This window comes from Deinococcus sp. NW-56, assembly GCF_002953415.1.
Lineage (GTDB): Bacteria > Deinococcota > Deinococci > Deinococcales > Deinococcaceae > Deinococcus.
Genome location: NZ_CP026516.1, coordinates 1,575,485 through 1,600,892, shown reverse-complemented (window position 1 = coordinate 1,600,892; position 25,408 = coordinate 1,575,485). Strand labels below are relative to the sequence as shown.

Genomic DNA, 25,408 nt, shown 5'->3' with positions numbered 1-25,408 from the left:
CCCTTTGAAAGGTCTGGCTTACTGCCCGGTGATCGCCTTGAGCGGGTTGACCAGCCCGTACCCGAAGTTGTTGTCCTTGCCCGCCGTGCCGAGGTCCTTGGCGGTGGAGGTCAGCAGGTTCAGGAGCCCCGTGTTCGTCAGGGTGGGCTTGGCGGCCCACACCACGGCGGCGGCGGCGCTGACGTGCGGGGTCGCCATCGAGGTGCCGTTGAAGTACTCGTAGTCCGCGCCCGTCACGCTGACCGTGCCGCTGGTGGGCAGCTTGGCAAGCAGGCCCTGGCCGTCGGCCTGGGTGATCCCCACGACGGGCACGCTGTAGCTGTTGGTCAGGCTCATGCCCAGCGGTCCGGCGGCGTTGTTGTAGATCATGACGGCCTTGGCGCCGCTGCCGACCGCGTTGGCGACCTTTTCCTCGAAGGAGCAGGTGCCGCGCGAAATCAGGGCGATATTGCCGCTGAGGGCCGCGTTGCGGGTGCCGACGCCGCAGAACTCGTTGTTCGTGCCGCCCGCCGCGACCACGGTGCCCGTGAAGGTGGCCTTGGCGCTGAGGTCAGCGGCCTGCACGTCCGTGAAGGTCACGCCGCCGCCCGAGGCGCTCGCCTTGGTCCCGTGGCCCAGCGGCACCGAGCTGAGCACGCTCACGCCGGGGCCGACCAGATCGACCTGGGTGCCGAAGTTGGAGAAGTCGGCCTTGGTTTCCGCGTCGTCGATCGCCCCCACGCCCACCACGTTGGTGTAGGCGGCGGGGTAGGAGACGGCGGCGCCGTCGTTGCCCGTTGCGGCGATGATCAGTGCGCCCTTGTTGTAGACGCTGGTGTAGGCCCGCTGCTCGGTCTTGCTGGCGCGGCCCCCGCCGAGAGACAGGCTGATCACGACCTTGGCCTCGGTGCCGCCCTGCGACTTGAGCTGCGCGGCGCACCAGTTTACCCCGTTGATGATGCCGCTGGAGCTGCCCGAGCCGTCGTCGCCCAGCACGCGGGCCATGTAGAGGTTCACGCCCGTCGCCACGCCGACCACGCCGTTCGCGTCCATACCGTCCTGCTGCCCGCTTGCCCCGGTGCCCGTCCCGTACTGGGCAAATACCGTTCCGGCAACGTGCGTGCCGTGCCCGTTCACGTCGTTCAGGAGGTAGGCGTTGTCGCGGCCTGCTTCACCCGTGAAGTTCTTGAAGCCCTTGAGCTTCTTGCCGAACTCGGGGTGGTTGCCGTCAATTCCGGTGTCGCCGATGCACACCGCCACGCCCGCCCCGGTGTAGTTGCTGGCCCGCAGGGTGGGCACCTTCAGCGCGGTGTCGCCCCAGGTGGTCTCGCCGCTCGCGGTGTAGACCGGGGTGGCCTGCGCCGAGAGGCCCTGGGCGCTCAGGCCGCCGCCCCCCTGCGCGTCGGTCGTTCCGCTGCGGCGACCCAGCGCGACCCGCTTGAGGTCGGGCTCCACGTACTCCACCAGGGGGTTGCCCTCCAGCTTGCGCAGCGCCTCGGGGCTGAGGCGCACCGCCGCCGCGCTGATCTCGGCCCACTGGCTGGTCAGCACGCCGCCCGCCGCCGTGATGGCCTGCGCCTGAAGCTGTGCCTGCGCCGCCAGCTCCTGGGCACCCAGGCTCTGCGCCCCCAGCGCATTCTCCCTGAACCCCACGAGGTACGCGCCCGCGATGGCCTCGTCGGCGGTGGGAGCGGGCGTCGCGGCAACGGGCGCCGGGGCCTGGGTCTGCTGGCCGCAGGCGGCGAGCGTCAGGGCGAGGGTGGCGGCGAGCAGGGTGCGGGTGTGCGTCATGGAAACCTCTGGAAAAGCGAGAAGGCGATAGACGAAGGCGGCCGCACCGGTCCCCGGTGTGGAAGGAACTGGGAGGAATGTCCCGTTCAGATGAATGGAATGTGGGGCGAATACTAGAGCGTAGTGAGAAGTACACTCCTACACGGTCTAGACAGCTTTGGAATCGGTCAAAAATCAGTCAGATTCGTACTGTGAGTCGGGGAAATGCCGCATGCCTGTCCACACATTCGCCCCGGAGCGCGGCGCAATCGCCTATCCTTCTGTGTCCATCCGGCTCCACGTCACCTGAGGGAAGGGCGGGCGACCCATCACGGCGCCCGCCCTTCAATGTTGATTCTGCCTTTAGCTCACCAGCGCTCGGTCACGCTCTTGAGTTGCAGGAAGTTGGCGAGGTAGTCCGGCCCACCCGCCTTGGAATCTGTGCCGCTCATGTAGTACCCGCCAAAAGGCTGCACGCCCACGATGGCCCCGGTGATCTTGCGGTTGAAGTACAGGTTCCCGGCCTCAAACTCGTGCCGCGCCTGCTCCAGCCGCTCGCGCTTGTTGCTGATCACGCCGCCCGTCAGCCCGTACTCGGTCGAGTTGGCGATCTCCAGCGCGTGGTTCCAGTCCCGCGCCCGCATCACGCTGACCACCGGCCCGAAGATCTCCTCCTGCGCGATCCGGGCGTGCGCGTCCACGTCGCCCACGATGGTGGGCTGGAGGTAGTAGCCCTGCTTGCCGTTCACCTCACGCAGAGGCTGGCCGCCCAGCAGCACCCGGCCCTCCTGCGGGGCCAGTTCCAGATAGCCGCTGATCTTGTCGTAGCTCATCTGGTTGACCACGGCGGTCACGTTGGCGTTCTCCTCGCCCGTGCCGATCTTGAGCGACTTCGCGCGTTCCACGAAGGCGTTCACCACCCGGTCATACACCTCGTCCACCACGATCAGGCGGCTCATGGCGCTGCACTTCTGGCCGTTGAAGCCGAAAGCGCCCTGCGCGGCGGCGGTCACGGCGACTTCCAGGTCGGCCGTCTCGTCCACGATCAGCGCGTCCTTGCCGCCGAGTTCCAGGATCACCTTCTTGATCCACTTCTGGCCGGGCATGGTCTTGGCGGCGACCTCGTTGATGTGCAGGCCGACCGCCCGCGACCCGGTGAAGGTGATGAAGCGCGTCCGCGCGTGGGTGGTGAGGTACTCGCCCACCTCCTTGCCGACGCCCGGCAGGAATTGCAGCACCCCGGCGGGCAGCCCCGCTTCCAGCATGATGTCCACCATGAATCCGGCGATCAATCCGGAATCCTCGGCGGGCTTGGCGATCACGCAGTTCCCGGCCACGATCGGCGCGGCGGCCATCCCGATGAAGATCGCGCAGGGGAAGTTCCAGGGACTGATGCTCACGCCCACGCCGAGGGGCAGGTACAGCAGGCCGTTTTCCTCGCCCTCGAACCAGGTCGTCTCGGCGGCGCCGAAGCCCGCGTACTTCATCGCGGAGCGGGCGTAATACTCCAGAAAGTCGATGGCCTCGGCGACTTCCACGTCGGCCTCGGCATAGTTCTTGCCAACCTCGATGCTCATCAGCGCACACGCTTCGAGGCGGCGGCGCTTGAGGATCGCGGCGGCCTTGAGCAGGATGCGGGCGCGGGCGTCCATGTCCCACTTCTTCCAGCTCTCGAAGGCGGCCCAGGCGCCGTCCAGGGCACGCTGCGCGTCCTCGATGGTGGCCTTGGCCGTTGTGCCGACGACTTCCGAGGTGTCGCAGGGGTTGAGCGAGGTGAGCCGCTCGGCGGTGTCCACCCGCTCGCCGTTGATGACGAGGGGGTAATGCTTGCCGACGAGTTCAGCGCGGACCTTTTTCAGCGCCTCCTGATAGGCCTGCACGTTCTCGGGCTGGGTAAAGTCGGTGAAAGGTTGAGGGCGGTAGTCCTGAACTTTGATCATGGGGCACTCCGGGGGCCGCGTGTCAGCGGCGGCACGAGGTCGAAGAGGGAGTCCTGCGGGCGGTCGAGCCGCCGGGCGTGGGGGTCAGGGTCGGGCAGGCCGCCCGGAAAGAGGCGGCGGGCGAGGCCCGTGAGAAAGGCGCGGGGGTGCCGGGGCGGTTCGGGCAGGCGGCCCAGCAGGAACCAGCCCAGGTCGCGGTCGTCGAACTCGGCCATCGCGTAGGCCCAGGTGCGGGCCAGCGCCGCTTCCTGCGCCTCGCCCAGCGCGTCGAGGTGCGGCAGCAGCAGCGCTGCCAGCGTGTCCAGCCCCACCTCGCTGTCGGGGTCGAGATAGGTCAGCGGGTGCGCCGCCTGCCCGGAGCGCCAGCCCAACATTCCCAGGAATTGCCCCAGGTAGAAGCCGTTCACGTGGCCGCCGTCGGGATACAGCACGCCCGCTGCCGCCTTCAGCCCTTGAGCATCCCGCGCAGCACGAAGACGGCGTTGCGCGGCGTTTCCGCGATGCGGCGGGAGAAGTAGGGGTACCAGTCGCGCCCGTAGGGGATATACGCCCGCACCCGGTAGCCCTGCCGCGCGAGGTCCTGTTGCAGGTCGCGCCGGATGCCGTAGAGCATCTGGAACTCGAAGGCGTCCTTGCTGACCCCGTGCGCGAGGGCAAAGAGCTTCACGTCCTCGATGATGGACTCGTCGTGGGTGGCGACGTTGACATAGTTCCCGGCCTTCATGTGCGCGTACACCAGGCGTCGGTAGCTCGCGTCCACGTCGGCCTTGTCGGGCATGGCGACCGACTCGGGTTCCAGGTACGCGCCCTTCACGATCCGCAGGTTGGGCCGCAGGTCGTCGAGGCTGTCCCGGTCGGTCTCCGAGCGGTAGAGGTAGCTCTGGAGGACGGTACCGACATGCGCGTGCCCGAACTCGTTCACGAGGAGGCGGAACTGCGCGAGGGTCTGGTCCACGCGGGGGTGGTCCTCCATGTCGAGGCACACGAACCCGCCGTATTCCTTGGCCCGCCCCACGATGCGCCGGGCGTTGCTCAGGCCGAGGTCCTCGCCCTCAACGGTTTGGCCCTGGCCCACGCTGGAGAGCTTCACGCTGACGTAGGGGGTCAGCCCGGCCGCGTGCGCCTCGTCGAGCAGGTGAAGCACTTTCCCGGCGAAGTCGTTGGCGGCCTCAGGAGAGGCGACGAATTCCCCAAGGAGGTCGAGGTTCCCGAGAATCCCGTCCCGGCTCAGGTCCTGCACGGCGCGGATGGCGGAGGAGGCGTCCTCGCCCGCCACGAAGCGTTGGGCCATTCCCCAGCCGCGCGAGCGCACGAGGTCTTCGACAAACTTCTGTCCTGAGACGGTCAGGACGGCCTTGCGGTAAATCTGGTCAAGCATGCGGTCTGACTCCGAGGTTCTCCAGCACGAGGGGGGCGAAGGTGCGGACATGGCGCCGGGCGGCTTCTCTGGCCGCCTCCGCGTCGCGGGCGAGCACCGCCGCGAGAATCGCCGTGTGCCCCGCCGCCGTGTCCGGGTGGGCGTTGTAGGTGCGGGTCTGGTGTTTGATCAGGGCCACGCGCTGCTCCAGGCCCCGCGCCAGTTCCGCCAGGGGAAGGTTGTGCGCCGCCGCCGTCACCGCCGCATGAAAGGCGAGGTCCAACCGGGTCTGCACCCGGTAGTCCTCCGTCCGCGCCGCGCCGAGCCGGGCGAGTGCCTCCTCCAGGTGCCGGGCGTCCTCGGCGGTGTGGTTCGCCGCCGCGAGCGCCGCCGCCAACCCGTCGAGTTCCTCGCGCACCACGTAGGTGGCGCGGGCCTCCTCGGCGCTGACCTGCCGCACCCGCACGCCCTTGTTCGCTTCCGCGACGAGCAGCCCTTCTTGCGTCAGGCGCATCACCGCCTCGCGCACCGGGGTCCGGCTCACGCCCAGGCGTTGGCCCAGTTCGGCCTCGCCCAGCCGCTCGCCGGGCAGAAAGTCGCCGTCCAGCACCGCCCGGCGCAGGTGGTCATACACACCGTCGCGGACCAAGCTGGGGCGCTCGAAGGAGGGAGGCACCTGGATATTGTATCCAATCTGGAGCGAGAGAGCCTTCCTCCGGCTCAGTGTCCCCGCTCCCCTTCCGGCTTATGCCGATCGGCCAGCCGTCCCAACACGCCCAGGGTGAACAGAATCAGGAGGGTCGATCCGGTCGCCAGCACATACAGGTGCAGGCCGCAGGCCACGCCTACCCCGGCGGTGGCGAGCATTCCAGCGGCGGTCGTCAGCCCCTTGGCCTGCCCGCTGCTGCGGTCCGAGAAGATCGCCCCGGCCCCCAGGAAGCTCACCCCGCTGACGACCGCGCCCAGCACCCCGACGAGGTCGAAGCGCACCAGCTCGGAGTTGTCCCCGAAGCGCACGATCAGGGTGTCGGCCAGCACCACGAAGAGGGCCGCACTGACCCCGATCAGGATGTAGGTCCGCAGGCCCGCCCCTCGGCCGAGCTGCTCGCGCTCCCAGCCGATCAGCCCGCTGAGGACGAAGGCGGCGAGCAGCCCACGCATCAGCTCCAGTTCGGCCCAGACGGTATCCATGTGGGCAGGGTACGGCATGGGGGGTCGCCAGTCGCCAGTGACCAGTCGCCACCAGGGTCAGGCTTCCCCTCCCCGCTCAGTCCGCGTAACTCGGCTCAATAGGGAAGATGCGGTCGGCGAGGGTCGCCAGCCCGCGCGTTCCGGCCCGGCGCTGGCAGGCTGCCGTGTCCAGGCACAGGGTCACGTAGCGGGTCCGCCTTGCCGCGATCACCACCCGGTAAAAGGCCGCCTCCTGCCGCGAGCGGGTAAAGTGGCACAGGTCGCAGTGCAGGGCGTTCTTGCCCTTGGGGTCCAGCGGGGTGAACTCGGCGAGCTGGTCACCGTGCACGAGGGCGAGCCGTCCGTCTGCCACCGGGTAGAGGCCCAGGGTCAGGGGCGAGTCCTGGCCCTGCGCCTCCCCGAACAGTTCGCGGTACGACTCCGGAAACAGTTCCCGCAACACGTCGCGGGCGCTGTGGTTCTTGGGGGGCGTGTCGCTCATGAGGACGAGTGTACGGGAGGCTATCCGGCCCGAACGTGGGGGGAGTTTCAGCCGTTCGTCACGCAGGGGGCGGGCGTCCCCCAACCGTGCCCGCTCGCCCCCTCGCCCCGCGCCCGCCGTCCTAGACTGCGGGCTGTGAGATCGCGCAGCGCCAACCGCAGCGGCATCGTGATCCGGCGGCGGGTCACGCCCGCCGGGGACATCATCGTGACGCTGCTGACCCCGCAGGGCAAGGTCAAGGCCATCGCGCGGGGGGGCGTGCGCGGCGCCCTGAGCAGCCGCCTGAACCTCTTTCACCACGTCGGCGTGCAGCTTTACCAGACCCCGCAGGCCGACCTCGCCACCGTGCAGCAGGCGGTGCTGGAAGGGGCACTTCCCCGGTTGGCCGAGCCGGAGCGCTACGCTTTTGCGCACCTGATGGCTGAACTCGCCGACGCCCTGTTTCAGGAGGGCGAGTTCTCCGAGCAGGCCTTCGACCTGTTTGCCGGGGCGCTGCGCGGCGTCTCGCACCAGCCGGACCCCGAGTGGGTGGCCCTGGTGATGAGTTACAAGCTGCTGGGGCTGGCGGGCTTCGTCCTCCAGACTTCGCGCTGCGCCCGCTGCGGCGCTCCCGACCCGGCACACCCCGACCCGCTGGGGGGGCAACTGCTGTGCGGAGACTGCTCCAGCCTGCCCACCTACCCCCCGGCCAGCCTGGACTTCCTGCGGAACGTCGTGCGCCGCTCGGTGCGGGTCAGCATGGAGCACCCCGTGCCGGAAGACGAGCGGCCCGCGCTGTGGCGGGCGCTGGAGCGCTTCGTGACGGTGCAGGTGGGCAATGTGCAGAGCTGGCGGCAGTTGGTGCCGCAGGTGGCGGTGGCCCCGGCCTGAGGTTCAGTCTTTTGTTACAGCGTTGCAGACCGAGAAGTACCGGCTGAACTGGCGGCAGGTCGTCGTGAGTCTCGCCTCGCTCTGGTGGTAGAAGCGGCTCGCCCCCATCTGGTCGACAAACGTCCAGCCTGCGCTCCTGAGCTTACGGTCCAGGTTGTCCTCCGAGCGCAACAGGTACCGACCGTCAATCTGATGAGGTGCCCCGCTAACCCTGACCAGTCCGCTCAGGAAGGCGCCGGGCGCAGCCCAAAGCAGAGGCGCGGCGTCCGTCTCCTGAGTGCGGAGAGAGCCGAAACTCAGTCCCAGCCAGATCAGCGGCCACAGCGCCCAGACGGTCAGGAAGCCCAGTCCGGCAACCACGGGGCCTTTCCAGGGAGCAGAAGGGGAGAGGGGACGCATCTCCCTCAGTCTGCCCTCACTTCAACCGGTGCGCCTCGATAAAGTCGATCACCGTCTGCCGCGTGCCCCCCAGGAAGGTCAGCGGCCGGGCTAGCGCCCCCACGACCGTGATGTGGTTGAGGCGCGGCAGGACCGTGCGGGTCACGGGAACCCCGGCCCGCTTCAAGGCGGCTTCCATATTCAGGGCGTTCTGTGGGTGGACGGTGGTGTCGTTCTCGGCCACCAGCAGCAGGTGGGGCGGCGCGTCGGGGCGCACGTGGCGGTCGGGCATGATCTCGTCGGGGGTGCCGCCCTCGGGGAAGGCGACCCGGCTCTGGAAGTCCCGGAAGTCGTAAGAGTACGGCCCCGCAATGCCGATCACGCCGCGCACGGCCCGGATGGGCACGCCCGCCTCGCGCAGCCAGCGCTCGTTCACGACCGCCTCCACCGCGTTGAAGGCCCCCGCCGAGTGCCCGCTCACGAAGAGGCTGTCGGGGTTGCCGCCGAACTTGGCCGCGTTGTCGCGCATCCACCGCAGCGCGGCGGCGGTGTCCTGGATATAGGCGGGGTAGCGGTTTTGCGGCGCGAGGCGGTAGTTCATCACGCCCGTCACGTACCCCGCCCGCGCGAGGCTCTCGCCGACGAACTTGTGTCCCTCCTTGTCACCGCTCTGCCACGAGCCGCCGTGGACAAACAGCACCACCGGGGCATTCCGCGCGTTCGGCGGCGCGTACACGTCGAGCACGTTGCGGGCGTCGGGACCGTAGCGCTGGTCGCGGGTGACCTCCAGCCCACGGGTGCTGACGGCCGCGTTAAGGAGGCCCTGGGCACCCGCCCCGGCCGTCTGGCCCGAGCAGGCGGCGAGGGTCAGGCCGAGGGCGAGCAGCCCCAGGGCGGGCAGCAGGCGGCGAGCAGAACGGGAAGACATGTGGGGAGGCTAGCGGGCAGGCCGTCTCCCGGCTGGCATGGGGGGCACACTCGGGCTTGAGGCGGCCTTGAGCCGGAGCGCACCCGCCGTCAGCCCGGCCGCACGAACCCCCACACTCCCACGCTCGCCTCCCACGCTAGCCTGCCGGGGATGACGGTGGGAGGCACGGACGTGCTGGTCGTGGGAGGAGGCCCGGCGGGGGTCGCGCTGGCGGCTGCGTGCGCCGCGCGGGGCCTGAGCGTGCGCCTGGTGGCCCCGCACCTGCCCCGCCCCTTTCCGGCGACCTACGGCGCGTGGTTGGACGAGGTACCTGCGCCCGCACGGGACGCCCTCGCGCAGGTCTGGAGCGACGTGCGCGTCTATGCCGGGGCCGAGGCGACACCCCTGCTGCGGCCCTACGCCCTGCTGGACAATGCCCGGCTGCTGGAGGGCCTGCTGGCGCGGGCGGGGAATGGCCTGTGCTGGACGCGCGGCCAGGTTACCGGAGCCGACCGGGTGGGGGAGGGCTGGGAGGTTCGCGGCACGGACGGCGAGACGTGGCGGGCTTTTGTCGTCGTGGATGCAGGAGGCCACGGCGGGAGTCTGGGTGCCCCGGTGAGGCCGGGCGGCGCGGCCCTCCAGACGGCTTACGGCGTGGTCGCGCAGTTTGACCGCCCCCCCGGTCCTCCCGGCGGCATGGTCTGGATGGATTACCGCGCTGGGCACCTCCCGCCCGCCGAGGTCCGCGCCCAGCCGACCTTCCTGTACACCATGCACCTGGGCGGGGACCGCTACCTCGTGGAGGAGACCAGCCTGATCGCCCGGCCTGGGGTCACGCGCTCGCTGCTGCGTGAGCGCCTACGTGCCCGCCTCGCCGCCCAGGGCACGCCCCCGCGCGAGGTCGAGCACGTCGAGTGGGTCGCCTTTCCCATGAACACGGCGGCCCCCCGGCCCGGTCCCTGGCTGGCCTTCGGGTCGGCGGCGGGGCTGGTGCATCCGGTGAGCGGCTTTCAGGTGGCCGGGGCGCTGGCCGACGCGCCCGTGGTGGCGGGGGCGGTCGCGGAAACGCTGGCCGCCTGTGGCCCCGCTGCCGCTACCCGCGCCGGGTGGGAGGCCCTGTGGCCCCAGGAGCGCCGCGCCGCCCGCGAGGTCGCCCTGCTGGGGGTGGACGCGTTGCTGGCCCTGCCGGGGGACGCACTCCCCGCCTTCTTCTCCGCCTTTTTCCGCCTGCCCGCCGACCAGTGGCACGGCTTTCTCGCGCCGCGCACGGATGCGGGGGCACTGGCCCGCACCATGCTCCGGCTCTTCGCCCACGCGCCGAACCGGGTTCGCCTTCCCCTTGCCCGCGCCGCGCTGGGGCAGCCGGGAACGAGTGGTCGGGCGCTGCTCTCGGCGCTGGATTAAGATTCGTCGCCGCGTCCTCCACATCCGCCCCCGCCCCCGCCCGGCCCACCCTGGGGCATGACCGACGACCGCACCACCACGGACCCCACCCAGGACCAGGGCCACACTTACGCGACCAACCAGACCGAGATCGTCGAGGAAGCCATGCAGGGCGCGACCGGCAACATGGACGCCAACGGCCTCTCGGAAGGGGCCGGGCAAGGCAAGCTGGAGGAGCTGCGAGAGAACCTCTCGGAGCTGACGGACGGCAGCGAAGACCAGTAAAGCCGACCGCGAGGGCCGCCGCTTGAGTTGCAGCGGCGGCCCTTCGCCGTTTTCCGCGTCCCCCCGCCCCGGACGCCCCTCATGGGGGTTGCCTATACTTCCCCCATGTCCCTTCTCGACATGATCGGCCCCGTGATGATCGGGCCGAGCAGCAGCCACACGGCGGGGGCCTGCCGCCTGGGGCTGGTGGCCCACCACCTGCTGGGTGAGGCCCCGCGCCGGGCCGTGATCGGCCTGCACGCGAGCTTCGCCAAGACGGGCCGGGGCCACGGCACGCACCTCGCGCTGGTGGCGGGGCTGCTGGGCTACGCCCCGGACGATCCTCGCCTGCCCCGCGCTTTCGAGGAGGCGGAGGCCGCGGGGCTGACCGTCGAGTTCCGCGACGTGGACCTCGGGGACGTGCACCCCAACACCGCGCAGATCGAGGTGCAGGGCGACAGCGGACGCGTCACCGTGCAGGGCAGCTCCACGGGCGGCGGCGTCATTCTGGTGACCCACGTGCAGGGCCTCGGCGTGAACTTCAGCGGGGCGGCTCCCACCCTGCTGCTGCGCTACACCGACGCGGTGGGCATGATCGCCCGCATCGCGGCTACGGTCGCTGCCGACGGGGTCAATATCGCCACCCTGACCTGCACCCGCGCCGCGCGGGGCGGACAGGCCCTCGTCGCCATCGAACTCGACGCGCCCCTCAGCCCCGAGGCCCTGGCCTTTTTCGGCCGCTGGCCTGATGCCGACTGGGTGCGCCTGCTGCCCAAATTGATGGACGGCTAGGCGGCTCTCGCCGCCGTCTCAGGGTCAAAAGGTCGAAGGGTCTAAGAAGCTCGGCGCCCAGTTCCCTCAGACCCTTCGACTCTCCGACCCTTAGACCCCTCTGGAGGAGGCTCCCCCCATGACCACCCTGCACGACCTGATGAATGCCCCGGCCCCCGCCTCCGCGTGGGTCCTCGCGCAGGACTGCGCCGAGACGGGCCTGGACCCCGCCGACATCCGCGCCGAGATGCGCCGCCGCATCGGGGAGATGCGGGCGTCGGTGGAGCGCGGCCTGGCTTCGGACGCGAAGAGCATCACCGGGATGGTGGGCTGGAACGCCAAGGGCCTGTGGGACGCGCCCGACGCGCTCAACGCCCCGCTGCTGAAGCGGGTGCAGGCCTACGCGATGGCCGTGAACGAGGAAAACGCCCGCATGGGCCGCATCGTCGCCGCGCCGACGGCGGGCAGTGCCGGGACCATTCCGGGGGCCTTGCTCGGGGTGGCCGACCACCTCGGCCTCCCCGACGAGCGGCTGGTGGACCCCATGATTCTCGCCGCCGGGGTGGGCAAGGCGATCAGCAAGCGCATGTTCATCTCGGGCGCGGCGGGCGGGTGCCAGGCCGAGATCGGGTCGAGCGCCGCGATGGCCGCCGCCGCCGTCGTGGAACTGCTGGGGGGCACCCCCCGCGCCGCCGTTCACGCCGCCAGCCTCGCCCTGATGAACACCATCGGTTTGGTGTGCGACCCGGTGGGCGGCTACGTGGAGGTGCCCTGCGTGAGCCGCAACGCTTTCTTTGCCGTCCACGCGGTGAGCGCGGCGCAACTCGCCCTCGCGCAGCTGGAATCCTTCATCCCGCCCGACGAGGTGGTGGGCGCGATGGCCTCGGTGGGCCGCCTGATGCCCGCCGAGTTGCGTGAGACGGCCGAAGGCGGCCTCGCCCAGACGCCGACCGGCCTCGCCGTGACCGCCCGCATGGAGGGGCGTAGGGAAGAGGGCGGCATGATCGAGCTGCCGATGGCGTAGAGGCGGTGGGCCGTCCTCCCCTCGCTCTACGCCACCACCGTCAGCCCCAGCGCCGCCCGCAACTCCGCGTGGTCGTTCAGCACGCGCACCGCTCCGGCCTCCCGCAGCGCCGCCGCACTGTCGGGGTGAACGTGCCCGCCCGCGAGGAGGCCCCACACGGTCGCCCCGGCACTGACTCCTGCCAGCACGCCCGTCACGCTGTCCTCCACGACGAGGCAGCGGGCGGGGGAGACGCCTAAGCGCTCGGCGGCGTAGGCGTACAGGTCCGGCTGCGGCTTGCCCCGGCCTCCCACATGCGCGGGGTCGTAGGCGTGCTCGCCCACCAGCAGGGCCAGCCCCGCTGCCTCCAGCTTGAGGTGCAGCCGGGCGCGGAGACTGTTGCTCGCCACCGCGAAGGGGAGTCCCGCCCGCCGCAGGGCCACCAGCGTGTCGGCCGCGCCCTCGATGGCGGGGGTCGCGTGAAAGGCCCGCGCCAGCCGCGCGTCGAGGTCGGGGAGGAAGCCCTCCGGCCGCTCCCAGCCGTATTCCAACCGCAGCCAGTCGAAGAGGGCCGCGTGGGTGCTGCCCACGGCCCGGCTCATGAACCGGGCGCGGTCGAGCGTCAGCCCGTGCTGGGCGAGCAGCTCCACCCACACCCCGTTCGCCAGCTCCTCGCTGTCGACCAGCACCCCGTCAAGGTCGAAGAGGATGGCCTGAAAGGGTTGCAGAATCACAGCACGTCGCTCCCCGGTGCCCCGTCCCATCCGGCCAGGATGTGGACGTGGGTGTGGAAGACCATCTGCCCGGCCCCGGCCCCACAGTTCACGACCAGCCGGAAGTCGGCTGCGTGCTGCTGCGCCACCCGCACGGCGGTCAGCCACAGCTCGCCCATCTCGGCGGGGTCGGTGATCTCGTCCACGCGGGTGGTGACCTTTTTCGGAATCACCAGCAGGTGGATGGGGGCCTTGGGCGCGATGTCACGGATGGCGACAAAGCGGTCGTCCTCGTACACGACGTCGGCGGGCAGCTCGCGGGCGATGATGCGCTCGAAGAGAGAGGGGGCAGGCGGGTTATTCATGCCTTCACTCTAGGGAGTTCGCGGGCGGGGGAGGGGCACACTCGGGGGTATGAGAGTGCCCAAGCGTCTGCTGCTGGCTGCCGGGGTGGGGCTGCTGAGCGCCCGCCGCCTGCTGAATGCGCCCTTCGACCTGCGGGGCCGCAGTGTCCTGATCAGTGGAGGCTCGCGTGGTCTGGGACTGGCCCTGGCCCGTGAGTTCGCCGCGCGGGGCGCCCGCCTGACCCTGCTTGCCCGCACCGCCGCCGACCTCGACCGCGCCGCCGCCGACCTGCGGGGGCGGGGGGCCACCGTCCACACCGTGACCGGCGACGTGACGGTGGACGCCGACGTGCGCCGCGCGGTCGAGGAGGCCAACCGGCAGCACGGCCGCCTCGACGTGGTCGTGAACAACGCCGGAATCATCACGGTGGGGCCGCTGGAGAACATGACCGAGGAGCATTTCCGCGAGTCGCTGGAGGTCAACACCCTGGCCCCGCTGCGGCTGACGCGGGCCGCGCTGCCCTTCCTGCGGGCGCGGGGCGGGCGGGTGCTGATCGTGGCGTCGGTGGGGGCCAAGGTCGGCGTGCCGCACCTCGCGCCGTACTCGGTGAGCAAGTTTGCGGTGGCAGGGCTGGGGCAGGCCCTGCGCTCCGAACTCGCGCGGGAGGGGGTGGGCGTCACCACCGTCTGCCCCGGCCTGATGCGGACCGGCAGCCCCCGCCACGCCGGAGTCACCGGGCAGGCCGAGAAGGAATACGCCCTCTTCGCCACCGTGGACAACGCCCCGGTCCTCTCGCTCGACGCCGCCGAGGCCGCCCGCCGCATCGTGGACGCCCTGGTGCGCGGCGACGCCGAGACGATGGTGGGCGGTCCCGCCCTGCTGCTGCGCTATGCCCAGGCCCTCGCCCCGCAGCTCACCGCCGACCTGCTGGCCCTCGGGGGCCGCCTGCTCCCCGCCCCGGTGCCGGGTGCCCCCACCGTGCCCGGCTCGGAAGCCGAGACGAGGGTCACCGAGCGCAACCCCATCAAGCAGCGGGCCGAGGCCGACCTGAACGAGGGCGGCCCGACGGTCAAGCCTGAAACCACGTAGGAACTGGGAACAGAAGAAGACCTCTCGTCGCTCGGGCGAGGGGGCTTCCCGTCCTGTCAATTACAGCCCGAACACCCCGCGCTGCCCCGGCTGCACGAGGTCCACGTACTCGCGGTGCTCGCGGATGTACGACGCCACGAAAGGGCACATGGGCACGACCTCCCGGCCCTGGGCGCGGGCGTCGTCCAGGGCACCGCGCACCAGCCGCGAGCCCAGGCCCTTGCCCTCGTGGGCGGGGTCGATCTCGGTGTGGCTGAACATCAGGGCCTGACCCGCCGGGCGGTACTCGGCAAACCCCAGCACCTCGTCGCCCTCCCGCAGCTCGTAACGGTTCTCGGCCTCGTTGTTGACCACCTGCGGTTCGCTCGTCATGCCCCAGGGTACAGCCCGGAAGCCCCGCGCAGGGGCGTCGCGGCCAGGATCACGGCCTGCCGCCACACGTCCGCGCGGGTCAGCAGGCCGCCCGTCAGCACGCCCACGCTGCCCACGCCCCGCTTGATGCCCGATGTGCCCAGCAGCGCGTCCATCACTGGGCCGAGTTCCTCGCCGCCCCGCACCCGCCGCGCGACCTCAGGGGGCAGGCGCAGGTCGGCGGTGCGGGACCACTCCATTTGGACCCCGCCCGAGTGCCGCCGGGCGACCGCCACCACCCCGAAAAGCCGGGCCTCGTCGCCCGCCACCTCCACGCCGCCCTCCAGCCCCACGCCCCACCCATCCCCGCTGGGCAGATGGGCCAGCGCCGCCCGCGCCCGATTCAACGCCCCCGCGCGGGTCTGCGCCTCGCCCAGCGGTTGTTCGGGCACGCCGCTGGGCACCGCGACTCCCTCCACCGCCGCGCCGGGCCACCACGCCGCGAAGACCTCCGCGACCGGGCGCAGCTTGGCGGGGTTGAGGGTGCCCACCCGGACGAGCGGGGCGGTCACTCGCCCTCCGGCCAGAGGCCCAGCACCCGCCGCAGCAGCGCGACCTGGCCCCAGTGGTAGGCGCTGTGCGCGGCAAGGTCGGTCAGGATGTCCCGCGCCCGGTCGGAGGGCGAATCGGCCAGGGCGCGGGCCTCGGTCAGCCCCAGCCGCAGTTCTACGAGGAGGGTGCGGAACCCGGCTTCGTCCATGACCCCCGGCCAGGGGTCGAGGTCGTCGGGCCACTGCTCGGCCCGCCCCGCCGCGAGGTCGAGGCTGGCGCGGGCGGTCACCCCGAGGTGCGCGAGGAGGTCGGCCAGGGTATAGGGCACGCCGATCACCGGGCGGGAGGCGTCCTCCCAGCTCAGGTCCGCGAGCAGCCGTTCGGGGTCGGGAAAACTGGTGCCGCCCAGGGCACCTTGCAGCAGGTTCATGGGGTCAGGGTACGGCAGGGCTGGGGGCGGGGCCGAGCGGGCACGACCGTCAAGGCCAGGTCAAGGCTGGGTTGCGCCCGTGTGAAGCGCCGCTCAGCGTGGGGGACGGGTCCGGCCCGCAGACTGGGGGCAGACAGGACAGGAGCCCCCCATGAGCACGGCAGACCCCCCACACCCCCTGGCGAGCGCGACCCCCATCGAGATTCTGCTGGTCGAGGACAGCGAGCCCGACATCATCCTGACCCAGGAGGCGTTCGCGGCGGCGGGCATCGCCAACTGCCTGCACGTGGCCCGCGACGGGGTCGAGGCCCTCGATTTCCTGCGCCGCGCCCCCGGCTATGAAACCTGCCCGCGCCCCGACGTGATCCTGCTCGACATCAACATGCCGCGCAAGAACGGGCTGGAGGTGCTTGAAGACCTCAAGCGCGACCCCCACCTGATGACCATCCCGGTGATCGTGCTGACGACCAGCCAGGCCGACGAGGACATCCTGCGCTCCTACCAGGCGCACGCGGCGAGTTACGTGGTCAAGCCCATTGACTTCGAGCACTTCTACCTGGCGATTCAGGCCCTGGGGCGGTACATGCTCAGCATCGTGCGGGTGCCGCCGCATCCGGCGTAGGGGTCAGGGCAGCAGCCCGGTGAATCCCAGCCCGGTTCCCTCCGGCTGACCCAGCGCGAGGTTGAGGCTCTGGAGCGCCTGCGCGGCACTCCCACGCCCCCGGGGGTCCAGCGCCGCCGTCAGCAGCACGCGGCCCGAGTCGAGGTCGAGGCAGGTGCCCAGCTCGATGAAGGGGGTACCGCGCAGCCGGGCGGGGTCGGGTGGGTCGCCCGGCAACAGCCGCACAAAAGCCTCGCCCGCATACGCCTCGCGGTAGGCGCTCCACACGTCGCGTTCGCTGTAGCCGTCGGGAACCCAGGCTTCCGCGAGGAGCAGCAGCCCATTCAGCCCCGGCAACCCCGCCGCCGTGAACTCCAGCGGAAAGCGGCCCGGCAGGGCGCGGGCAATCTCATCGGCCTGAGCGTGCCCCACGGCAAAGGCGGGTGCGGGCGCTCCCCGCAGTTCGGTCAGGCGCAGGCCACGCGGCAGCAGCACTCCCTGCTCCAGCAGCGGCGCGAGCGTCAGCACGGCGGCAGTGGTGAGGTCGCCGGGCACCGCCACCCGCGTGGCCCCGCGCAACGCCCCCCGCGTCCGCTCCGGCAGGCCATACACCCAGCCCGAACCGGGGGTCAGGGCCTCGGCCACCCGGCGGCCCGTGAGGTCCAGCGTCAGGCGGGTGCCCTCCTGGGGGCCGCCCTCTGCCGTGTCCGCCAGCACCAGCACATCGGCCTCTTCCAGCCCGGCGGCGGCGCGGAAGCTCAGGCGGGTGACTGCGCGCAGGGTGGGATAGAGCTCCGCGATGGGCTGCCCGGCCTGGGCGCGGGCGCTCACCCCGGTGACTTCCAGCCCTGGGTGCGCCAACGCCAGCCGCAGGAACTCGGCCCCCTGGGGGGTGTCGCCGCCGACGAGGGCGACGGAAACTGGGTCGCTCATCCTTTCCCCCTCACAGCCCGAAGCGGGCGTAGATCGCGTCCACATGCCGCAGGTACCACCCCAGGTCAAAGGCGGCGTTCAGCTCGTCCGGGCTCAGCGGGTTGGCCTCGTCCGCGCCCAGCAGCTCGCGCAGGCCCTCGCCCGTCTCCCAGCTGCGCAGGGCATGGCGCTGCACGAGGTCGTAGGCGGCCTCGCGGCTCATGCCCTTCTCGTCGATCAGGGCGTGCAGCACCCGCTGGGAAAAGACCAGCCCGCCGAGATCGTTCAAGTTCCGCAGCATCCGCTCCGGGAAGACCACCAGATCACGCACCACCCCGGTCAGGCGGCGGGTGGCGTAGCTCGCGGCGCTCGTGGCGTCGGGCAGGATGATGCGCTCGGCGCTGGAATGGGAAATATCGCGCTCGTGCCACAGGGCCACGTTCTCCAGCCCGGCGGCGAGGTAGCCGCGCAGCAGCCGCGCGAAGCCCGTCACGTTCTCGGTCAGGATGGGGTTTTTCTTGTGCGGCATGGAGGAGCTGCCCGTCTGCCCCTTGCCGAAGGGCTCCATCGCCTCGCGCACTTCCGAGCGCTGGAGGTGGCGAATCTCCACCGCGATCTTCTCCAGCGTGGTCCCCAGGATGGCGAGGGCCGCCAGGACCTCCGCGTGCCGGTCGCGGGCGAGGGTCTGGTTGGTGACGGGCGCGGCCTGCCAGCCCCAGGCGGCGGCGACCTCCTCCTCGATCTGCGGGGCGACGTGCGCGTAGGTGCCCACCGACCCGGACAGCATGACCACCCGCACCCGCTCCCGCGCCGCCCGCAGCCGCTCCAGATCGCGGTCCAGCGCCGCCATCCAGTTCAGGAACTTCAGCCCGAAGGTCATCGGCTCGGCGTGGATGCCGTGGGTGCGGCCCACAGTCGGCGTGTGCTTGTGGGCCACCGCCTGCACCCGGCAGACCTCGCGCAGGGCCTGCACGTCGGCCAGGATCAGCCCGAAGGCCTCGTCCAGCAGCAGGTTCTGGGCCGTGTCCACCACGTCGGTGCTCGTCAGGCCGTGGTGGATGAAGCGGGCTTCCTCGCCGTAGCGCTCGGTCAGCGCCCGCGTGAAGGCCACGATGTCATGCCGGGTCACCGCCTCGATCTCGGCCACCCGCGCGGCGAAGGCGTCGTCGAGGGGATCTTCGGCAGCGCGGGCGGTTAGGGCGGCGAAGGCTTCCGGGGGCACCTCGCCGTGCCGGGCCTGCGCCTCCATCGCGGCGAGTTCCACGCGCAGCCACGCGCGGTACTTGCTCGCCTCGCTCCACAGCGTCTTCATCTCCGGGGTCAGGTAGCGGTCGATCACGATGGGCAGCGTAACGCAGCCGGGAACCCTCTGACCTCGCGGCTTCCCTTCCGGCCTATCCTGAGCCATGTTGCCAGAGGTCTGGGCCGCCATCGACCGCGAGGACTGGGAAGAAGCGCGGAAGCGCCTGGAGGCCGACCCCGACCTCCTCGCCTCCCGCGCGGGCCAGATGGCGCTGGGGTACGTGCGGGCGCACACGGGTGACCACGCCGGGGCGCGTGAGGTCTACGGGCGGCTGCGGCAGGCCCACGCGGGTGACCCCTGGGAGCACATCGCCGTGCATCAGCTCGGCATGGTGGAGCGGCTGGCAGGCGAGCACCGGGCGGCGCTGCGGCTCTTTGGAGAGGAGCGGGCATTGATCGGGGCCTTGCCGGAGGCGGAACGGCCCTTCAAACGGGCAGTGAACGGCTACGAACTCGTGGTCTGTCACCTCGCGCTGGGCGAAGTGGAGCAGGCCCGCGCCGCGCTGGAAGAAGCCCTGGCCGACGCCCACGCCGCCGACGACCCGATGACCCTGGCCTGCCTCCACCGGGCGCGGGGCGACCTCGCCGCCCAAGGGGGTGACGGGGCCGGAGCGCGGGCCGCCTATCAGGAGGCCGCCGCCTTCTTCCGCGAGGCCGACGCGGAACGGGCCGCCACCGAGGTCGAGGCCCGCGCCGCCTCGCTGGAGGGCTGATGCTGCCGGGACTGCTGCTCGCGCTGCTGGCCCTGCTCAATGTGGGGGGGCTGATCGCGCTGGTCTTGCAACTGGGGCGCGGGGAGTGGGCGGCGGCGCTGGGTACGCTGGCCTTCGTGGGGCTGTTTGACCTGCTGGGGGTCTGGCTGCTGCGCGAGGCCCGCGAGGGGGGGGAGTAGCCCTAGGTCCGCCCGGCTTAGGCCCGCCACCAGTCCTCGAAGTGCGTCACGGGCGTGGTGCGCTTGTGCCGGGTGTTCAGGTACAGCCGCTCCAGCCGCGCAGCCACGTCCTCCGGCACGTCGCGGCCCTCCAGGTAGGCGTCGATCTGCCCGTAAGTCACGCCCAGCGCGGCCTCGTCGGGAAGGCCGGGGCGGTCATCTTCCAGGTCGGCGGTGGGCACCTTGCGCCAGGTGGCCTCCGGAGCGCCGAGGTGCGCCAGAAGCTGCGCTCCCTGCCGCTTGGTCAGGCCGGTCAGGGGCGTGAGGTCCACGCCGCCGTCGCCGTATTTGGTGTAAAAGCCCGTCAGCGCCTCCGCCGCGTGGTCGGTGCCCACCACCAGCAGCCCCTCCTGCCCGGCGAGGGCGTACTGGGCGATCATCCGCTCGCGGGCCTTGACATTGCCCCGCACGAAGTCGCGCAGGGGCTGGCCCAGTGCGTCGGCGGCGGCCTGAGCCGAGGCGTCCACCGCCGCCTTGATGTTCACCGTCACGGCGCGGTCGGGCTGGATGAAGTTCAGTGCCAGTTGCGCGTCTGCCTCATCTGCCTGCACGCCATAGGGCAGCCGAACGGCGAGGAAGGTGGCCTCGCCTCCCTCCGCCCGGACCCGCTCGGCGGCGAGCTGACACAGCCGCCCCGCCAGGGTGCTGTCCTGACCGCCGCTGATGCCCAGGACATAGCCGCGTGTACCTGTGGCCCGCAGATAGTCCGCAAGGAAGGTCACGCGGCGCTCGATTTCATCGGCGGGGTCGATATCGGGGAGGACGCGAAGTTCTCGGCGGATGTGGTCGCGGAGGGGGGACATGGGGACAGGGTAAGGGGCAGGGCAGCTTGATTTGATTTTCCCCCAGAGGGGACAGGGGGAGCGGCGCTGCGCTGGGCAAAGGTTGTCCCCCCGCATCGTTGTCTCTGCTTGCCCCGCCCCGGCTTCACCCTCTACGCCATCCTTCGCTCAAGTGAAAGGCCTCGGCGCAGATGCGCCGAACGGCTCGTCTGCCTGGAACTTAGAGCCGTCGGTCGGGGACGTTGAGATCGGCCGACAAAGGAAAAAGAGGACGACAGCTAAGGCGTGGCTTGCTCCTCTCCCCTCGTGGGACCCGGAGAGCTGCTTGCAGAGAGGAGCTTCGCGAAGCAACAGGGTGACTTGCAAAGCTGCGAAGCAGGGGGGGCGTGCGACCCCCCATCAAACCCACGCCCCTCCCAACCTCGCCCCCATCGGTGCATCTCGCCCCGTACACTCCTCAGGCGATGACCTCCTCTGCCCGGCCGATTTCCCTCGACGACGCCGTGGACCGTCTCGGTCTCGGCCCCTTTCAGTGGCGGCTGCTCGCCATCTGCGGGCTGACCTGGGCGGCCGACGCGATGGAGGTGCTCTTGATGGGCTTCGCGCTGCCGGGCATCTCGGCGGCCTTCGGGCTGGAGCGCGGCTCGGCGGACGCGACGCTGCTGCTGACGGCCACCTTCGCGGGGATGTTCGTGGGGGCGCTGTTCTGGGGCTGGTTGGCGGACCGCGTGGGGCGGCGGGCGGTGTTTCTGACGACGGTGGCGCTGGGGGTGGTGTTCGGGCTGGCCGGGGCCTTTGCGCCCTCGGTGGCGTGGCTGGTGGTGGCCCGCGTCCTGACGGGCTTTGCCATCGGCGGCACGCTCCCGGTGGACTACGCGATGATGGCCGAGTTCGTGCCGACCGCGTGGCGGGGACGTTTTCTGGTGTACCTGGAGAGCTTCTGGGCGGTGGGCACGGTCGCGGTCGCGGGGCTGGCGTGGTCCCTCAGCACCCTGTTCGAGCCTGCCGTGGCGTGGCGCTGGCTCCTCGCTCTGGCCGCGCTGCCGGGGCTGGTCGGCCTGGTGGCCCGGCTGGGCATTCCCGACTCGCCGCGCTCGCTGCTCGTGCGGGGGCAGGAGGCGGCGGCGCGGGCGGCGCTCACGCGGGTGGCCCGGGCAAATGGGACCGCGCTGCCCGACGCCCCGCTGCACGCTCCGCCCCCCGCGTCCCGCGTGACCCCGGCGGCCCTCTTCGCGGGGGTGCTGCGGCGGCGCACGGTGCTGCTCGCGCTGGTGTGGTTCGGCCTGAGCCTGGGGTACTACGGCATCTTCACTTGGCTGCCGTCGTACCTGCGGGCGGGGGGGCTGGAGCTGGGCGCGGTGTACCGGACCACGCTGCTCCTCGCGCTCGCGCAGGTGCCGGGCTACCTGCTCTCGGCGTATCTGGTCGAGCGGGTGGGGCGGCGGGGCACGCTCGCGGGCTTCCTGGGGGTGTCGTCGGTGGCCGCCTTCCTCTTCCTGCTGGCGGGCACGCCGGGCACGGTGCTGGGGACCTCGGCGCTGCTGTCCTTCGCGCTGCTGGGGGCGTGGGGGGCGCTGTACGCCTACACGCCGGAGCTGTTCCCGACGCCGCTGCGGACGACTGGGATGGGCCTTGTGAGCGGCATGGCCCGGCTTGCCTCGCTGCTCTCGCCGTCGCTGGGGGCGCTGCTGCTGACCGGGCAACTCGCCTGGGCGCTGGGCCTGTTCGCGGCCTGCTTCGCCCTGGCCGCCCTCTGCGCGTGGCTGATCGGCGTGGAGACGCGCGGGCGGCAACTCTCCGAAGCCGCCATGCCGGAGAATGCGGCGTGACTGTTCCCGCCTCGCCCCTTTTCACCGACCTCTACCAACTCACCATGATGCAGGGCTACTGGCACCACGGCCTGCACGCGCAGGAGGCGGTCTTCGACCTGTACTTCCGCAAGCTGCCCTTTCAGGGAGGCTTCGCGGTGTGGGCGGGGCTGGAACCCGCGCTGGAGATGCTGGAGGGCCTGCGCTTCTCGGACGGCGACCTCGCCTATCTAGAGGGGCTGGGGCAGTTTCGCCCTGCCTTCCTGGAAGCCCTGCGCGGCTGGCGCTTTTCCGGGCGGATCACGGCGTTCCGGGAGGGCAGCGTGGTCTTCCCACACGAGCCGCTGCTGACCGTGCATGCGCCGCTGTGGGAGGCGCAACTGGTGGAGACGGCGCTGCTGAACACGCTGAACTTTCAGACCCTGGTGGCGACGAAGGCCGCCCGCTGCGTCCTCGCGGCGGGGAGCAGCCCGCACGGCGGGCAGGTGGTGGAGTTCGGCGCTCGGCGGGCGCAGGGACCGGACGGGTCGCTGAGCGCGGCGCGGGCGGCCTTCGTGGGCGGGGCGGTGGGCACCTCCAACGTGGAGGCGGGGCGGCTCTACGGCCTGCCCGTCAGCGGCACGCACGCCCACGCCTGGGTCGAGAGCTTTCCCGACGAGCTGACCGCTTTCCGCGCCTACGCCGAGCTGTACCCCGACAGCACGGTGCTGCTGCTGGACACGGTGGACACCCTCCAGAGCGGCCTGCCCAACGCCCTGACCGTCGCCCGCGAGCTGCGCGAGCGCGGCCATGAATTGCGCGGCGTGCGGCTCGACAGCGGCGACCTCGCCTACCTCTCGTGCCGGGTCCGCGCGGCCTTCGACGAGGCGGGCTTCCCCGACGTGAAGATCGTCGCCAGCAACGACCTCTCCGAATCGGTGATCGCGTCCATCATCGCGGAGGGCGGGCGCATCGACACCTACGGGGTGGGCACCCAGCTCGTCACGGCGGGCGGCGAGGGGGGCGGGGCGCTGGGCGGCGTGTTCAAGCTGGCGCAACTCGACGGCGTGCCCAAGATGAAGCTGACGGGCGAGCCGCGCAAGTCCAGCCTGCCGGGGGAAAAAGCCGTGTGGCGGGCGGTGGAGGCGGACGGGAGCTACGCGCTGGACGCGCTGACGCTGGGCGACGCGCCCCGCCCCGGCGAGCGGGTGAGCGACCCCGTCAATCCGCTGCGCTTCTCGCGGCTGCCCGGCGGCCTGACGTGGCGTCCCGCCCGCGAGGTGGTGATGGAGGGGGGCCAGCGCACCCTTGGTCCCGAGAGCCTGCCCGACCTCCAGGCCCGCGCCCGCGCCGACCTCGCGCGGCTTCCGGCGGGGACCCGGCGCATGCTCAACCCGCACCTCTACCGGGTGGGTCTGGCGGACGACGTGGCCGCCCTGCGCGACCGGGTGGCCGAGGAACTGCGGGGGCACGTGCGGCCATGACCGCCGGGGCCGTCTACGTCGGCCGCTTCCAGCCGCCCCACGCGGCGCACCTGGCGAGCATCCAGCACGCGCTGGCCCACGCTGACCACCTGCTCGTGCTGCTGGGCAGCGCCAACCTCGCCCGCTCGGTGAAAAATCCCTTCAGCGCCCCCGAGCGGGCAAGGCTGCTGCGGGGCGCCTTGCGGGAGGTCGGGGCCGACGTGCGCCGCGTGACTTTCCGCCCCCTGGCCGACCGCTTTGACGCGGAGTTGTGGGCGGCAGACGTGCGCCGGGAGGCGGCGGGGGTGTTCGGGGAAGGCGTCCCCGTCTCGCTCGTCGGCTTTGAAAAGGACGCCAGCACCGCTTACCTGCGCTGGTTTCCGGGCTGGGGCCGCCTGCCCGTGCCGGAGGTCCCCGGCCTGAACGCGACCGACCTGCGGGCGGCCTACTTCACCGGGCGACCGCTGCCGGACGGGGTGCCGGAGGCGGTACGGGTGTTTCTGACCTGGTTTGCGGGGACGCCCGCCTATAACCGCCTATGCATGGAATGGGAGGCGGTGGAAGCTGCCCGCGCTGCCCTGCCCCCCGGTGCCCACCTGCACGAGGAGCGCTGGTGGATTGTTGAGGGAGAGCGCGTCATGCTGCACACCCGCCGCGACCCCATCGGCCTCGGCCTGTGGGAGTTACCGGGGCGGGTGCTGCCCACAGGTCAGACGGCAGTGGGCGGCCACGAGTTCGCCCACCCCGCCCGCGCCCTCGTCGCGCCGACGACGGCCCATGTCTATTGGGGCCTCCCCCCCCTGGGATTCGCCGCCCGTCCGGTGCCCCTTGCCCTTGCCCTGCGGACCCCGCGCCGCTTTCACGAGGACCATGGGGTCATCCTGGCGCGACTGACTGCTGAAGGCTGACCGCTGACAGCTCGGCCACCCCCTGCACCGGCGTCAATCGGCCCGCCAGCACCTCCCCCCGCAGCTCACGTAGCCGCGCCGGGTCCACCCCCGCCTGAAAGGCCCGCCACGCCGCCTCGCGCAGCAGCTCGTCGAACCACGCGCCCGTCTGCTCGCGGCGTCTGGCGGCGATCTCCACGGCCTCCCGGTACGCCTCCACCGCCCCCCACAGCTCGGGGATGCCTGCGCCCGTCGCCGCCGACGCTTGCAGGGCACGGGGGCGCCAGGGGGCACCGCGCGGGGTCAGCAGTTTGAGGGCCGCCGTCAGCTCGGTCTGGGCGCGGGTGGCCGCCCCCTTGTCAGTGTCCGCCTTGTTCACCACGCACAGGTCGGCGAGTTCCATGATCCCGCGTTTGATGCCCTGAAGCTCGTCCCCGGCATTGGGCAGGGTCAGCAACACGAAAAGGTCGGTCATCGCGGCGACCTGCGTCTCGCTCTGGCCCACCCCCACCGTCTCCACGAGCACCACGTCGTACCCGGCGGCCTCGCACAGCAGAATCGCCTCGCGGGTGCGCCGCGCGACGCCCCCCAGGGTGCCCCGGCTGGGGCTGGGGCGGATATAAGCGTGCGGGTGAACCGTCAGCCGGGGCATCCGGGTCTTGTCGCCCATGATCGAGCCGCCCGTGCGGGCACTGGAGGGGTCCACAGCGAGAACGGCGACCCGGTGCCCCCCGTCCGCGAGGTGCAGCCCCAGCGCCTCGATCAGCGTGCTCTTGCCCACCCCCGGCACCCCGGTCAGGCCCACCCGGATAGAGCGCCCGGTATGCGGCAGCAACTCGGACAGGAGGGCCTGCGCCTCCGCCTCATGGTCGGGCCGGGTGGACTCGGTCAGGGTGATCGCGCGGGCCAGGGCGCGGCGATTGCCCGCGAGGAGGGGAGAGGCGAGGGGATGCTCAGGCATGACCAACC

The 25,408-nt window shown here is 71.4% G+C and carries 30 protein-coding genes; 12 read left to right on the top strand and 18 right to left on the bottom strand.

Annotated features, from left to right (window positions below):
* Nucleotides 1-18: 18 nt before the first annotated feature.
* The 7 genes from C3K08_RS07950 to C3K08_RS07920 all read right to left on the bottom strand — a co-directional run bounded on the left by C3K08_RS07950 (nucleotide 19) and on the right by C3K08_RS07920 (nucleotide 6,718).
* Nucleotides 19-1,770 (bottom strand): S8 family serine peptidase, encoded by a 1,752-nt coding sequence (locus C3K08_RS07950; RefSeq protein ID WP_104990815.1) that lies wholly within the window; start codon nucleotides 1,768-1,770, stop codon nucleotides 19-21.
* A gap of 347 nt (nucleotides 1,771-2,117) precedes the next feature.
* On the bottom strand, nucleotides 2,118-3,689 hold the full coding sequence (gene pruA, locus C3K08_RS07945) for an L-glutamate gamma-semialdehyde dehydrogenase (protein WP_104990814.1): 1,572 nt from the start codon (nucleotides 3,687-3,689) through the stop codon (nucleotides 2,118-2,120).
* A complete protein-coding gene (locus tag C3K08_RS07940) occupies nucleotides 3,686-4,120 on the bottom strand; it encodes a hypothetical protein (RefSeq protein ID WP_104990813.1) in 435 nt (144 codons plus the stop codon). The genes pruA and C3K08_RS07940 overlap by 4 nt, the downstream gene beginning before the upstream one ends.
* Nucleotides 4,121-4,134: 14 nt before the next feature.
* Nucleotides 4,135-5,067, bottom strand: coding sequence for a proline dehydrogenase family protein (locus tag C3K08_RS07935; protein ID WP_104990812.1), 933 nt, complete (start codon nucleotides 5,065-5,067; stop codon nucleotides 4,135-4,137).
* Complete coding sequence (locus C3K08_RS07930) at nucleotides 5,060-5,728, bottom strand: GntR family transcriptional regulator (protein WP_104990811.1); 669 nt, start codon at nucleotides 5,726-5,728, stop codon at nucleotides 5,060-5,062. The genes C3K08_RS07935 and C3K08_RS07930 overlap by 8 nt, the downstream gene beginning before the upstream one ends.
* A gap of 38 nt (nucleotides 5,729-5,766) precedes the next feature.
* A complete protein-coding gene (locus tag C3K08_RS07925; protein ID WP_104990810.1) occupies nucleotides 5,767-6,237 on the bottom strand; it encodes an MgtC/SapB family protein in 471 nt (156 codons plus the stop codon).
* A 76-nt stretch (nucleotides 6,238-6,313) separates the two neighbouring features.
* Nucleotides 6,314-6,718, bottom strand: coding sequence for a hypothetical protein (locus tag C3K08_RS07920; protein WP_104990809.1), 405 nt, complete (start codon nucleotides 6,716-6,718; stop codon nucleotides 6,314-6,316).
* Nucleotides 6,719-6,853: 135 nt separating this feature from the next.
* Between C3K08_RS07920 and recO the strand changes: the two genes are divergently transcribed.
* On the top strand, nucleotides 6,854-7,588 hold the full coding sequence (recO, locus tag C3K08_RS07915) for a DNA repair protein RecO (RefSeq protein WP_104990808.1): 735 nt from the start codon (nucleotides 6,854-6,856) through the stop codon (nucleotides 7,586-7,588).
* 3 nt (nucleotides 7,589-7,591) lie between these two features.
* Here the strand turns inward: recO and C3K08_RS07910 are convergent, their stop codons facing one another.
* Both C3K08_RS07910 and C3K08_RS07905 read right to left on the bottom strand, forming a co-directional pair.
* Nucleotides 7,592-7,987: a hypothetical protein gene (locus C3K08_RS07910; RefSeq protein WP_104990807.1), complete on the bottom strand. Its 396-nt coding sequence runs from the start codon at nucleotides 7,985-7,987 to the stop codon at nucleotides 7,592-7,594.
* Between the two features lie 16 nt (nucleotides 7,988-8,003).
* The gene (locus C3K08_RS07905) at nucleotides 8,004-8,894 is read right to left on the bottom strand and encodes an alpha/beta hydrolase (protein ID WP_104990806.1); all 891 of its coding nucleotides are present in this window, start codon (nucleotides 8,892-8,894) and stop codon (nucleotides 8,004-8,006) included.
* A gap of 150 nt (nucleotides 8,895-9,044) precedes the next feature.
* Between C3K08_RS07905 and C3K08_RS07900 the strand changes: the two genes are divergently transcribed.
* From C3K08_RS07900 to sdaAA, 4 genes are all read left to right on the top strand, one after another.
* On the top strand, nucleotides 9,045-10,277 hold the full coding sequence (locus C3K08_RS07900; protein ID WP_104990805.1) for a lycopene cyclase family protein: 1,233 nt from the start codon (nucleotides 9,045-9,047) through the stop codon (nucleotides 10,275-10,277).
* A gap of 57 nt (nucleotides 10,278-10,334) precedes the next feature.
* A complete protein-coding gene (locus tag C3K08_RS07895; protein WP_104990804.1) occupies nucleotides 10,335-10,541 on the top strand; it encodes a hypothetical protein in 207 nt (68 codons plus the stop codon).
* A gap of 105 nt (nucleotides 10,542-10,646) precedes the next feature.
* Complete coding sequence (sdaAB, locus tag C3K08_RS07890; RefSeq protein ID WP_104990803.1) at nucleotides 10,647-11,312, top strand: L-serine ammonia-lyase, iron-sulfur-dependent subunit beta; 666 nt, start codon at nucleotides 10,647-10,649, stop codon at nucleotides 11,310-11,312.
* 118 nt (nucleotides 11,313-11,430) lie between these two features.
* The gene (gene sdaAA / locus C3K08_RS07885; RefSeq protein WP_104990802.1) at nucleotides 11,431-12,315 is read left to right on the top strand and encodes an L-serine ammonia-lyase, iron-sulfur-dependent, subunit alpha; all 885 of its coding nucleotides are present in this window, start codon (nucleotides 11,431-11,433) and stop codon (nucleotides 12,313-12,315) included.
* 26 nt (nucleotides 12,316-12,341) lie between these two features.
* Here the strand turns inward: sdaAA and C3K08_RS07880 are convergent, their stop codons facing one another.
* Nucleotides 12,342-13,028 (bottom strand): HAD family phosphatase, encoded by a 687-nt coding sequence (locus C3K08_RS07880; RefSeq protein ID WP_234009010.1) that lies wholly within the window; start codon nucleotides 13,026-13,028, stop codon nucleotides 12,342-12,344.
* On the bottom strand, nucleotides 13,025-13,372 hold the full coding sequence (locus tag C3K08_RS07875) for a histidine triad nucleotide-binding protein (RefSeq protein ID WP_104990800.1): 348 nt from the start codon (nucleotides 13,370-13,372) through the stop codon (nucleotides 13,025-13,027). The genes C3K08_RS07880 and C3K08_RS07875 overlap by 4 nt, the downstream gene beginning before the upstream one ends.
* Nucleotides 13,373-13,421: 49 nt before the next feature.
* Between C3K08_RS07875 and C3K08_RS07870 the strand changes: the two genes are divergently transcribed.
* On the top strand, nucleotides 13,422-14,441 hold the full coding sequence (locus tag C3K08_RS07870) for an SDR family oxidoreductase (protein WP_104990799.1): 1,020 nt from the start codon (nucleotides 13,422-13,424) through the stop codon (nucleotides 14,439-14,441).
* A gap of 60 nt (nucleotides 14,442-14,501) precedes the next feature.
* Here C3K08_RS07870 and C3K08_RS07865 read toward each other — a convergent pair whose 3' ends face one another.
* Genes C3K08_RS07865 through C3K08_RS07855 form a run of 3 tightly spaced genes read right to left on the bottom strand, consistent with a single transcriptional unit; the run spans nucleotide 14,502 to nucleotide 15,774 of the window.
* The gene (locus C3K08_RS07865) at nucleotides 14,502-14,813 is read right to left on the bottom strand and encodes a GNAT family N-acetyltransferase (protein WP_104990798.1); all 312 of its coding nucleotides are present in this window, start codon (nucleotides 14,811-14,813) and stop codon (nucleotides 14,502-14,504) included.
* Nucleotides 14,810-15,364 (bottom strand): inosine/xanthosine triphosphatase, encoded by a 555-nt coding sequence (locus C3K08_RS07860; protein WP_104990797.1) that lies wholly within the window; start codon nucleotides 15,362-15,364, stop codon nucleotides 14,810-14,812. Before C3K08_RS07860 ends, C3K08_RS07865 begins: the two co-directional genes overlap by 4 nt.
* Entirely contained in the window at nucleotides 15,361-15,774 is a 414-nt protein-coding gene (locus C3K08_RS07855) for a DinB family protein (protein WP_104990796.1), read from the bottom strand. Before C3K08_RS07855 ends, C3K08_RS07860 begins: the two co-directional genes overlap by 4 nt.
* Before the next feature lie 151 nt (nucleotides 15,775-15,925).
* Here C3K08_RS07855 and C3K08_RS07850 point away from each other — a divergent pair, with 151 nt between their 5' ends.
* Nucleotides 15,926-16,396, top strand: a complete 471-nt coding sequence (locus tag C3K08_RS07850) for a response regulator (protein WP_104990795.1) — start codon at nucleotides 15,926-15,928, stop codon at nucleotides 16,394-16,396.
* Nucleotides 16,397-16,399: 3 nt separating this feature from the next.
* On the opposite strand, the gene C3K08_RS07845 is transcribed toward C3K08_RS07850, so the two are convergent.
* Together C3K08_RS07845 and purB are read right to left on the bottom strand one after the other, a co-directional pair.
* Nucleotides 16,400-17,308: an N-acetyl-gamma-glutamyl-phosphate reductase gene (locus C3K08_RS07845; RefSeq protein ID WP_104990794.1), complete on the bottom strand. Its 909-nt coding sequence runs from the start codon at nucleotides 17,306-17,308 to the stop codon at nucleotides 16,400-16,402.
* Between the two features lie 10 nt (nucleotides 17,309-17,318).
* Nucleotides 17,319-18,626, bottom strand: a complete 1,308-nt coding sequence (gene purB, locus C3K08_RS07840; RefSeq protein WP_104990793.1) for an adenylosuccinate lyase — start codon at nucleotides 18,624-18,626, stop codon at nucleotides 17,319-17,321.
* Nucleotides 18,627-18,693: 67 nt separating this feature from the next.
* Here purB and C3K08_RS07835 point away from each other — a divergent pair, with 67 nt between their 5' ends.
* Both C3K08_RS07835 and C3K08_RS07830 read left to right on the top strand, forming a co-directional pair.
* Nucleotides 18,694-19,302 (top strand): hypothetical protein, encoded by a 609-nt coding sequence (locus C3K08_RS07835; protein ID WP_104990792.1) that lies wholly within the window; start codon nucleotides 18,694-18,696, stop codon nucleotides 19,300-19,302.
* A complete protein-coding gene (locus C3K08_RS07830; RefSeq protein ID WP_104990791.1) occupies nucleotides 19,302-19,481 on the top strand; it encodes a hypothetical protein in 180 nt (59 codons plus the stop codon). Before C3K08_RS07835 ends, C3K08_RS07830 begins: the two co-directional genes overlap by 1 nt.
* 17 nt (nucleotides 19,482-19,498) lie before the next feature.
* Here the strand turns inward: C3K08_RS07830 and nadE are convergent, their stop codons facing one another.
* Nucleotides 19,499-20,323, bottom strand: a complete 825-nt coding sequence (nadE, locus tag C3K08_RS07825) for an ammonia-dependent NAD(+) synthetase (protein WP_104990790.1) — start codon at nucleotides 20,321-20,323, stop codon at nucleotides 19,499-19,501.
* A gap of 443 nt (nucleotides 20,324-20,766) precedes the next feature.
* Between nadE and C3K08_RS07820 the strand changes: the two genes are divergently transcribed.
* Genes C3K08_RS07820 through C3K08_RS07810 form a run of 3 tightly spaced genes read left to right on the top strand, consistent with a single transcriptional unit; the run spans nucleotide 20,767 to nucleotide 24,460 of the window.
* Nucleotides 20,767-22,131: an MFS transporter gene (locus C3K08_RS07820; RefSeq protein ID WP_104990789.1), complete on the top strand. Its 1,365-nt coding sequence runs from the start codon at nucleotides 20,767-20,769 to the stop codon at nucleotides 22,129-22,131.
* A gap of 44 nt (nucleotides 22,132-22,175) precedes the next feature.
* Nucleotides 22,176-23,573 (top strand): nicotinate phosphoribosyltransferase, encoded by a 1,398-nt coding sequence (locus tag C3K08_RS07815; RefSeq protein WP_369848555.1) that lies wholly within the window; start codon nucleotides 22,176-22,178, stop codon nucleotides 23,571-23,573.
* Entirely contained in the window at nucleotides 23,570-24,460 is an 891-nt protein-coding gene (locus tag C3K08_RS07810; RefSeq protein ID WP_104990787.1) for an adenylyltransferase/cytidyltransferase family protein, read from the top strand. Before C3K08_RS07815 ends, C3K08_RS07810 begins: the two co-directional genes overlap by 4 nt.
* Here C3K08_RS07810 and meaB read toward each other — a convergent pair.
* Entirely contained in the window at nucleotides 24,429-25,400 is a 972-nt protein-coding gene (meaB, locus tag C3K08_RS07805; RefSeq protein WP_199776896.1) for a methylmalonyl Co-A mutase-associated GTPase MeaB, read from the bottom strand. The two genes, C3K08_RS07810 and meaB, sit on opposite strands and share 32 nt — an antisense overlap.
* Nucleotides 25,401-25,408 lie beyond the last annotated feature (8 nt).

What these genes read in the sequence shown, in the direction of transcription:
- C3K08_RS07950 (WP_104990815.1), bottom strand. Translation starts at nt 1,770, where the DNA reads ATGACGCACACCCGCACCCTGCTCGCCGCCACCCTCGCCCTGACGCTC.
- pruA (WP_104990814.1), bottom strand. Translation starts at nt 3,689, where the DNA reads ATGATCAAAGTTCAGGACTACCGCCCTCAACCTTTCACCGACTTTACC.
- C3K08_RS07935 (WP_104990812.1), bottom strand. Translation starts at nt 5,067, where the DNA reads ATGCTTGACCAGATTTACCGCAAGGCCGTCCTGACCGTCTCAGGACAG.
- C3K08_RS07925 (WP_104990810.1), bottom strand. Translation starts at nt 6,237, where the DNA reads ATGGATACCGTCTGGGCCGAACTGGAGCTGATGCGTGGGCTGCTCGCC.
- C3K08_RS07920 (WP_104990809.1), bottom strand. Translation starts at nt 6,718, where the DNA reads ATGAGCGACACGCCCCCCAAGAACCACAGCGCCCGCGACGTGTTGCGG.
- C3K08_RS07910 (WP_104990807.1), bottom strand. Translation starts at nt 7,987, where the DNA reads ATGCGTCCCCTCTCCCCTTCTGCTCCCTGGAAAGGCCCCGTGGTTGCC.
- C3K08_RS07905 (WP_104990806.1), bottom strand. Translation starts at nt 8,894, where the DNA reads ATGTCTTCCCGTTCTGCTCGCCGCCTGCTGCCCGCCCTGGGGCTGCTC.
- C3K08_RS07900 (WP_104990805.1), top strand. Translation starts at nt 9,045, where the DNA reads ATGACGGTGGGAGGCACGGACGTGCTGGTCGTGGGAGGAGGCCCGGCG.
- C3K08_RS07895 (WP_104990804.1), top strand. Translation starts at nt 10,335, where the DNA reads ATGACCGACGACCGCACCACCACGGACCCCACCCAGGACCAGGGCCAC.
- sdaAB (WP_104990803.1), top strand. Translation starts at nt 10,647, where the DNA reads ATGTCCCTTCTCGACATGATCGGCCCCGTGATGATCGGGCCGAGCAGC.
- sdaAA (WP_104990802.1), top strand. Translation starts at nt 11,431, where the DNA reads ATGACCACCCTGCACGACCTGATGAATGCCCCGGCCCCCGCCTCCGCG.
- C3K08_RS07875 (WP_104990800.1), bottom strand. Translation starts at nt 13,372, where the DNA reads ATGAATAACCCGCCTGCCCCCTCTCTCTTCGAGCGCATCATCGCCCGC.
- C3K08_RS07870 (WP_104990799.1), top strand. Translation starts at nt 13,422, where the DNA reads ATGAGAGTGCCCAAGCGTCTGCTGCTGGCTGCCGGGGTGGGGCTGCTG.
- C3K08_RS07865 (WP_104990798.1), bottom strand. Translation starts at nt 14,813, where the DNA reads ATGACGAGCGAACCGCAGGTGGTCAACAACGAGGCCGAGAACCGTTAC.
- C3K08_RS07855 (WP_104990796.1), bottom strand. Translation starts at nt 15,774, where the DNA reads ATGAACCTGCTGCAAGGTGCCCTGGGCGGCACCAGTTTTCCCGACCCC.
- C3K08_RS07850 (WP_104990795.1), top strand. Translation starts at nt 15,926, where the DNA reads ATGAGCACGGCAGACCCCCCACACCCCCTGGCGAGCGCGACCCCCATC.
- C3K08_RS07845 (WP_104990794.1), bottom strand. Translation starts at nt 17,308, where the DNA reads ATGAGCGACCCAGTTTCCGTCGCCCTCGTCGGCGGCGACACCCCCCAG.
- C3K08_RS07835 (WP_104990792.1), top strand. Translation starts at nt 18,694, where the DNA reads ATGTTGCCAGAGGTCTGGGCCGCCATCGACCGCGAGGACTGGGAAGAA.
- C3K08_RS07830 (WP_104990791.1), top strand. Translation starts at nt 19,302, where the DNA reads ATGCTGCCGGGACTGCTGCTCGCGCTGCTGGCCCTGCTCAATGTGGGG.
- nadE (WP_104990790.1), bottom strand. Translation starts at nt 20,323, where the DNA reads ATGTCCCCCCTCCGCGACCACATCCGCCGAGAACTTCGCGTCCTCCCC.
- C3K08_RS07820 (WP_104990789.1), top strand. Translation starts at nt 20,767, where the DNA reads ATGACCTCCTCTGCCCGGCCGATTTCCCTCGACGACGCCGTGGACCGT.
- C3K08_RS07815 (WP_369848555.1), top strand. Translation starts at nt 22,176, where the DNA reads ATGATGCAGGGCTACTGGCACCACGGCCTGCACGCGCAGGAGGCGGTC.
- C3K08_RS07810 (WP_104990787.1), top strand. Translation starts at nt 23,570, where the DNA reads ATGACCGCCGGGGCCGTCTACGTCGGCCGCTTCCAGCCGCCCCACGCG.
- meaB (WP_199776896.1), bottom strand. Translation starts at nt 25,400, where the DNA reads ATGCCTGAGCATCCCCTCGCCTCTCCCCTCCTCGCGGGCAATCGCCGC.